At 36.9% G+C, this 2,398-nt stretch carries 1 protein-coding gene; it reads right to left on the reverse strand.

Features of this window, described 5'->3' with window-relative positions; genetic code table 11:
• On the reverse strand, positions 1 to 2,239 hold a 2,239-nt coding region (locus DB41_RS10870), incomplete at its 3' end, for a tetratricopeptide repeat protein (protein ID WP_155117628.1).
• Positions 2,240 to 2,398 lie beyond the last annotated feature (159 nt).

A 2,398-nucleotide genomic window follows, 5' to 3' on the forward strand; every position in this document is an offset into this window, starting at 1 on the left:
TTGCAAGCGCTTTAGTGCTATACTCTTCAGCATTCTCTAAATTGCCTTGCTCTTTATAGATTGCTCCTAGGTTGCTGTAACAACGTGCCACCTTGGGATGATTTTCTCCAAAAAGCTTAAGATCAATAGCCAGCGCTTTGTTGCTATACTCTGCCGCCTTCTCTAAATTGCCTTGCTCTTTATAGATTTGCCCTAGATTATTGTAACAAATTGCCACCTGGGGATGATTTTCATCATAAAGCTCAAGGTTAATAGCAAGCGCTTTGTTGCTATACTCTGCCGCCTTCTCTAAATTGCCTTGGTCTTGATAGATTGCTCCTAGGTTGCTGTAACAAATTGCCGCCTGGGGATGATTTTCATCATAAAGCTCAAGGTTAATGGCAAGCGCTTTGTTGCTATACTCTGCCGCCTTGTCTAAATTGCCTTGGTCTTTGTAAATGATACCAAGAGCATTTAAAACTTCTAAATCTTGCGGATTTGCATTTTTTGCCCGCTGATACCATTTTTCTGCTTTTTTATGTTGAAAAAGTCTTTGTAATATATTCCCCTTCGTCTGTGGTGAATTATCCTCCAAATCAGAAAATCTAAGTTGCTCTTCATTGCCTGTTAAAAATCCTTTAATAGCTTGATAGAAAGGAATAAAGATCTGGTAGATTTTTTTTATTTTTTTTAAGGCTTGATGATCTAAAGTAAACTGCTTTTCAATAAGATCTGGATCCTCAAATCCAAAGGGCTTAAGGAGAGGATTCATCATCTCCTGTTGTGCCTGATAATGAGAATAAGTTTTAAGACGCATGAATAATGCTAGGCTCATCCATTCCCTTAACCTTTCAGTGGCTCCTTTTGTTATGATCCCTAACTCACTTAGCTTATCAAGCCTAGTAAAAGTGTCGAAAGCTGCTACTTTTTTAAGGACTGCTAGTCGATCCAAAGCTAAATGAGGAAAGCGATAAAAATCATTTTTAACTTTAAAAAGCATACCCTCTCTATCTAAATCACCCATTCCCGGGTTAAAAGCTTCCATATCAGCTAGCACCAGATGCTGCTTGGCTAAATACTGGCGTAGATCCAGGCCATCTTGATAAGAGGTATTAAGTGTGCTGTGAACATATTGTCTATATTGTTCAGTTAGCTCTTCGCTACCTAGCAAATGAGTAAAGTTTAGCAATTCCATAGGAAGATGAGGCTCTTTTTCATGCCACCACTGGCCCTTTTCATCTTTGCCCACATATTGGGCCATTTGTTCAGGAGTTTGGATAAGTTCGAATGTCTTACCATTGCCTAAAGGAGTTTTACAGCCTTTTCCTTCTACTCCTGCCCCATCAAAGGCAAAGCCTCGTGGCGTCATGCCATCAAAAAAATTGATGGCTTTTAAGCAAGGAATGTTTAAAGCAGGAAGAATGGTTTCTCCTAAGTTGATAACTTTTAGATAAAGTAGATTTGTCAGATTTTTAAAGTACTTCCTATTTACTGGAGTGTCTTCTTGTATAAAAATACCAAACTCTAAGTCAGAATAAGGAGTCATCTCTTCCCTAGCTAAAGAGCCAAAGCCTATCATGGCATATTCACAAGGAGCAGCACCTAAGGCATCAATGGCTTGATTGACTAGAATGCTAAAGAAGTTTTTTACACCCTTTGCAATGTCTCTATAAACCTCTCTTACTTCTTGAGGAGAGGGATTCTCGGGCAGAATTTGTATTTTCCCCTCTATTTCTTCTCTAAACTTTTTCAATGCGTCGCGGTTACCTTCAAATTGCTTTTCTATTAATTCATTGCTTAAAAGTTTTCCTTCACAAATTTTAGTAAGTAGACGCTGAACGTTAAAAAGTTTCTCTTTGATAATTTTTTGTTGATCTTTCGAAGAAACACGTAAGGAGTAACTGTATAGCCCTGCGGCTTGCAGGAGAGTTTCAGCAGTTCCTTTATCACTATAAACATCACCTAATTTTTCTATGCAAAAAGCTTCTTTAACAGGGTTTTTTCTTTGCACAACAAGCTTTAAAGCTAAAGTATAGGCTTTTTCAGCTAAAATGCTGCCTTCAACTAGCTGTCTCCATTCCTTACAGACTAGTTTAGCTTGGCATAGATCTTTTAACCCTAATTCTTTGAATATTTTCAAACTAATTTCTTTATAGGCAGTAGTATATCTGGGAGAGGAGCTAGAATCTTTTTCTTCATTTTCAAAGTTAGGAAATATTAGGGAGTGAATACGAGAAGGTTCTAATGAAAGCTGATTCATAAGCTTAGCCTGTTTTTTGCTGGTTATAGTCTTTTAGCCCAAAATAACTGGCAATACATTTGAATGCAAGAAAGGTTTATTTTAAATTTAAACTACTAAATAAATTTAAAAAAAGATAACAAAAAAGTTTGTTTTGCGAAACGTTTTTAAGCCATAGAT

Origin of the sequence: Neochlamydia sp. TUME1 (genome assembly GCF_000813645.1) — a bacterium.
Classification (GTDB): Bacteria; Chlamydiota; Chlamydiia; order Chlamydiales; family Parachlamydiaceae; genus Neochlamydia.